The sequence below is a fragment of the Tabrizicola sp. genome (assembly GCF_041913445.1).
Taxonomy (GTDB): Bacteria; Pseudomonadota; Alphaproteobacteria; order Rhodobacterales; family Rhodobacteraceae; genus Tabrizicola.
Genome location: NZ_JAYSFG010000038.1, coordinates 12,349 through 17,509 on the forward strand (window position 1 = coordinate 12,349; position 5,161 = coordinate 17,509).

Annotated in this window: 5 protein-coding genes; 2 read left to right on the plus strand and 3 right to left on the minus strand. The window is 67.1% G+C overall.

What is annotated here, in order from left to right; genetic code table 11:
- Both ACE3Q6_RS21535 and ACE3Q6_RS21540 read left to right on the plus strand, forming a co-directional pair.
- The coding region (locus tag ACE3Q6_RS21535) for a DUF1523 family protein (RefSeq protein ID WP_374436997.1) at nucleotides 1-661 on the plus strand (661 nt) is incomplete at its 5' end.
- A 57-nt stretch (nucleotides 662-718) separates the two neighbouring features.
- Nucleotides 719-1,351, plus strand: coding sequence for a hypothetical protein (locus ACE3Q6_RS21540; RefSeq protein ID WP_374436999.1), 633 nt, complete (start codon nucleotides 719-721; stop codon nucleotides 1,349-1,351).
- On the opposite strand, the gene pheT is transcribed toward ACE3Q6_RS21540, so the two are convergent.
- The 3 genes from pheT to ACE3Q6_RS21555 form a co-directional block, all read right to left on the minus strand.
- The gene (gene pheT, locus ACE3Q6_RS21545) at nucleotides 1,348-3,765 is read right to left on the minus strand and encodes a phenylalanine--tRNA ligase subunit beta (protein WP_374437001.1); all 2,418 of its coding nucleotides are present in this window, start codon (nucleotides 3,763-3,765) and stop codon (nucleotides 1,348-1,350) included. The two genes, ACE3Q6_RS21540 and pheT, sit on opposite strands and share 4 nt — an antisense overlap.
- Nucleotides 3,766-3,822: 57 nt before the next feature.
- On the minus strand, nucleotides 3,823-4,533 hold the full coding sequence (locus tag ACE3Q6_RS21550; RefSeq protein ID WP_374437005.1) for a DUF1624 domain-containing protein: 711 nt from the start codon (nucleotides 4,531-4,533) through the stop codon (nucleotides 3,823-3,825).
- A gap of 220 nt (nucleotides 4,534-4,753) precedes the next feature.
- Complete coding sequence (locus ACE3Q6_RS21555) at nucleotides 4,754-5,008, minus strand: hypothetical protein (protein ID WP_374437006.1); 255 nt, start codon at nucleotides 5,006-5,008, stop codon at nucleotides 4,754-4,756.
- Nucleotides 5,009-5,161: the final 153 nt, after the last annotated feature.

Genomic DNA, 5,161 nt, shown 5'->3' on the forward strand with positions numbered 1-5,161 from the left:
CAAATGGGGCATCCGCATCCTTCTGGTGCTGATCGTCGGCCTCTTCCTGCACTACACCCTGCCGCAGCGTGACATCGTCCGGATCACGGACACTTCGAACCGCATCACCCAGATCGGCGGCAACTGGATCTTCTACTCGATCGAAGACACCGGCACCGGGGCCGAGACCAACACCACCCGCGACATCCGCTTCATCGACGCGGTCTATGCCGACGGCGACGTGATGGTCTACCGCAACGAGGACACGGGCTGGTTCTGGCCGCCCTATTTCAAATGGGACAGCGCCACCCTGCAGGCCGAAGCCGCGAACCTGCGGTCCACAGCGGCGGCCCCGCAATGGGTGGCGATCACGCATTACGGCTGGCGGATCCCGCTGTTCTCGGCCTTCCCCAACGCGGTCTCGATCCACCCGGTCGAAGGGCCCGACGTGACCCTGATCCCCTGGGTCAACATCGTCATCTTCGCCGTGCTGATCTTCGTGATCGTGATGATCCGCAAGATGTGGCTGCAGTTCCGTGAGCGGATGGTCGACCCGGCGCTGGCCGATGCCGGAGAGGCGTGGGATTCGGTCGAGACCCGCGCCGAGAACGCCCGCAAGGAAGCCCGCGGGTTCTTCGGGCGGATCGGGGCCTGGCTGAACACATGGCGGGCGAAGAAGTAGCGCTTTGTCCATGGACTTCGTCCACTCCTCGCTGGCGCGGACCACGGAGGAACGCGCATGAAGACACCGACATCGGTCGCGGCGCTGGACGACTTCGGACGCATCCGGCTGTCGAAGTCGTTCTACATGCGCGAATTCCTGTACAGCGAGATCGCGAACCTGCATGGGATCCCGAACATCCCCGACGACCCCGATCTTGCCATCGCCGCCGGAACCCGGCTTTGCACCGATCTTCTGGAGCCGTTGCAGGAGGTGTTTGGGCGGATCGCCATCCGGTCCGCCTATCGCAGCCCCGCTGTGAACGGCTTTGGGAACGCGCAGCAGAAGGCCGGGAAAGCCGGCTACTCCTGCGCCTCGAATGAGGCCAACTTCGCCGGCCACATCTGGGACCGCCGCGACGCCGAGGGCTGCATGGGGGCGACCGCCTGCATCGTGGTCCCCGCCTTCGCGGACCTTTACGAGGCCGGGATGGACTGGCGGGCGATGGCGTGGTGGATCCACGACCACCTGCCCTACTCCGCCTTGTACTTCTTCCCGAAACGCGCCGCCTTCAACATCACCTGGCGCGAGCAGCCCGTGCGGGTGATATCAAGCTACATCGCACCGAAGGGCTGCCTGACGAAGCCCGGCATGGCCAACCATTCCGGGAGCCATGCCGAGTGGTACGAGGGGCTGATCGCCGCGCTTTAGGCGCGGAGAGTGCCTCCGGTGGCCTTCGTCACCTTCTCGATGATCTTGGCCGACACGGCCTCGATCTCGGCCTCGGTCAGGGTCTTGTCCTGCGGTTGCAGGCGGACCGTGAGGGCGATGGACTTCTTGCCCGCACCCATTTGCGCTTCGGCCTTCTCGCCGGTGAACTGGTCGAAGACGCGGACCGACTCGATCAGGGCCTTGTCGGCGCCTTGCGCGGCGTTGACGGCGGTCAGTGCCTCGACCTTGGCATCGACGACGAAGGCGAAGTCGCGGTCCACCGCCTGGAGGTCGCTGATGGCGAGGGCGGGGCGAGTGGGCGTCTTGACCTTCGGCGCGGGGACGTTGGCGATCAGGATGGTGAAGGCCACGGCGGGGCCTTTCACGTCCATGGCCTGCAGGATGCGCGGGTGGACCTCGCCGAAGGTGGCGATAGTGTTGGGGCCAAGACCGATCACGCCCGAGCGGCCGGGGTGCCACCAGTCGGCGACCTTGCGGGTGATCTGGACGCGGGACGGCGCGCCGAGGGCGGCGAGGACCGCTTCGGCATCGGCCTTGGCGTCGAAGACGTCGACCATGCGGCGAGAGCCGTGCGGGTCACGTTGAGCGGCGGCTCCGACCAGAAGGCCGGCGGCCTGCAGGTGCTGGTCACCGGGCTCGCCGCCGTGGAAGGCGGGGCCGATCTCGAAGAGCGACAGGTCCATGAAGCCGCGGGCCTGGTTGCGGGCGGCAGCGGCGAGGAGGCCGGGGAGGAGATCGGGGCGCAGGTGCGTCATCTCGGACGAGATGGGGTTTTCGACGCGGACGGCTTCCGTACCCCCGCCGAACAGGGCGGCGGACTTGGCGTCGATGAAGCTGTAGGTGACGCATTCGTTGTAACCCAAGGCCGCGATGGTGCGGCGGGCGGTGCGCTCGCGGACTTGCAGCGGCGTCAGGATGGGTTTCGGGACGCCGGGCAGGCTGCGGGCCATCGGGGCGCCCTGGAGTTTCGTCAGGCTCGCGATGCGGGCGACTTCCTCGACCAGGTCGGCATCGCCCAAGATGTCGGGGCGCCAGGTGGGGGGCGTGACGGCGTTGCCGTTGAGACGGAAGCCGAGTGCCTCCAGTGTGGCGCGCTGGGTGGCCTCGGGGATGTCCATGCCGACCAAGCTGATGACACGGGCGGGGTTCAGCTGGTAGGCCCTGGTCGGGTCGATGGGGGCACCATCCTGCACGACCGTCCCGGCCTCGCCGCCGCAGAGGTCGAGGATCATCTGCGTTGCGAGTTCCAGGCCCGGCAGGGTGAAGGCCGGGTCCACGCCGCGTTCGAAGCGGTAGCGGGCATCCGAGTTGATCTTCAGGGCGCGGCCGGTGGCGGCGATGGTGATCGGGTCCCAGTAGGCGGATTCGAGGAAGACGTCCGTCGTATCGGGCGTGCAGCCCGACGCCTCACCGCCCATGATCCCGGCCAGCGATTCCGGACCGTGGTCGTCGGCGATGACCATCTGGCCGGGGGCCAGGGTATAGGTCTTGCCGTCGAGTGCGAGCAGGGTTTCGCCCTCACGCGCGGGGCGGATGTGGAGGTCACCCTTCACCTTCGCGGCGTCGAAGACGTGGAGTGGGCGATTCAGGCCGAAGGTGAAGTAGTTGGTGATGTCCACCAGCGCCGAGATCGGGCGCAGGCCGATGGCCTTGAGGCGGGCCTGCATCCAGTCGGGCGAGGGGCCGTTCTTCACGCCGCGGATCAGGCGGCCGGCGAAGTGGGGGCAGCCTTTGGTTTTCAACTCGGGCGCAATGTGGATGCCGATGGGGGTGGGGAACTTTCCCTCGATTGGGGTGGCGGTCACGGGCTTCAGGGTGCCGAGGCCCCGCGCGGCGAGGTCGCGGGCGATGCCGTGGATGCCCAGCGCGTCGGGACGGTTGGGGGTGACCTTGATCTCGATGACCGGGTCGTTCAGGCCCTTCCAGTCAATGTAGCGGACACCAAGAGGTGCGTCTGCCGGAAGCTCGATGATGCCGTCGTGGTTGTCCGACAGCATCAGCTCGCGTTCGGAACAGAGCATCCCGTTGGAATCGACGCCCCGGATGTTGCCGGGCTTCAGGTCGACGCCGGTGCCGGGGACATGGGTGCCGGGGGGTGCGAAGACGCCGACGAGGCCGGTCTTCGCGTTGGGCGCGCCGCAGACGACCTGAACTTCCTCCACCCGCCCGCCCGGGCCTTCGGGGTAGGTCTCGACGCGGCAGACGCGGAGGCGGTCGGCGTTGGGGTGCTGGACGGCCTCGATCACCCGGCAGATGCGGAAGGCGCCGAGCTGCGCGGTCGGGTCTTCGACGCCTTCGACCTCGAGGCCAAGGTCGGTCAGCGCCTCGGCGATGGCGTCGACGGATGCCTCGGTGTCGAGGTGATCTTTCAGCCAGGACAGGGTGAACTTCATCGGCGGGCCTCCAAACTCGGGCTTCCGATTAGCGGAAAGCGGGGGCGAGGGGAAGCGTCAGGTCGTGGCCCAGATCCAGGCATTGAAGAGACCGAAGAGGATCGGCTGGTGGATGAGGTAGATGACCAGAGAATGGCGGCCCGGGAAGCTGAGGGCGCGCAGGAAAGGCGTGGGCGGGGTGCCAGGCAAGAGGTCCATGCGCAGGGCCTTGGCGACTGCGATGCCGGCCAGCGCGGGGGCGGCCCAGGGGATGAGCGGGACATAGTCGCCCATCATCGGGCGCGTCTCGGCCAGGCCGGTCCAGACGAGCCAGATCGGGTCCAGCGCGGGGAAGCGCGGGCCCCAGGCGGCGGCGAAGATAATGGCGGCGAGGATCAGGGTGACGGGCCAAGGCAGGCGCAGGGCGATGAGGCCGATCAGACTGGCCGCGGCGATGGAATGGAGGATCCCGAACCAGATCGGGCCGCCGGGCACCAGCCAGAGGCTGGCCAGTGTGACCAGAAAGGCAGCGGCAACCAGCTTGGCGAGGCGCGTCCAAAAGGCGGGCCAGCGGATGCCCTGCCCGTGGGCAAGCCAGAGGCTGACGCCGGAGAGGAAAAGGAAGCTGCCGGCGATCATGCGGGCGAAGTAGTACCAGAAGGGCTGGGACATGGTGTCCCGGTCGATGAAGCCGAAGAGGGCGAGGTCGAAGGTGAAGTGGAAGGCCACCATGCAGAGGATGGCCAGGGTCCGGGCGAGGTCGAGCGGGATGAGGCGGGTGCCGGTCATGGGGCGAGAGTGGCGCGGATTGGGGAGGGCCGCAAGACGATGGTGTCCACAGTGGACAGATCGCGCTTGTCGTTCTTCATCAATGGGTTGGCTGCGCGCGGTAACGGACCTTTAACCGTCCCGGTGCACTGCGGTTTTCGTCCCCGAAGGTCAGATCGGCACCGGGCGTCCTTTGACCTGGCGCGCTTGGACCGCCAAATGCAGCACCCGCGCCGCGCAGCTAGTTCATCTTGCCGGCTGCCACCACGTTCTTGTCCGGGTTCTTCAGCATCTCCAGCGCCTTGCTGATCGCCTGCGCCAGGTCGGCGGCTGCGGTGGCGCTGCAACGCAGGTGGGCCGTCGTCACGCGCCGGACCTTCACGCCGCCATCGTCCGAGCCGTCCAGGACGTTCGCAACCAACTCCAGCTGGATGCTGCCGTTGAACTGCCCCAGGGCCTCGACTCCGTCAAAGTACACGAACAGATCGTCTGACAAGGGACTCTCCCGTGGCTGGGTGGCGGGCTGGGCCGGTGTATCCGTTTCCCAAACCGGCCAAGCGACGCTTTGTGCCCTTGAAATCCACGCCGGCGGCCTTGGCTGGCGAAAATCTTACGTCAGAACATCTGCAACAGGCGCTTGAGGTAGTCG

What these genes read in the sequence shown, in the direction of transcription:
- ACE3Q6_RS21540 (WP_374436999.1), top strand. Translation starts at nt 719, where the DNA reads ATGAAGACACCGACATCGGTCGCGGCGCTGGACGACTTCGGACGCATC.
- pheT (WP_374437001.1), bottom strand. Translation starts at nt 3,765, where the DNA reads ATGAAGTTCACCCTGTCCTGGCTGAAAGATCACCTCGACACCGAGGCA.
- ACE3Q6_RS21550 (WP_374437005.1), bottom strand. Translation starts at nt 4,533, where the DNA reads ATGACCGGCACCCGCCTCATCCCGCTCGACCTCGCCCGGACCCTGGCC.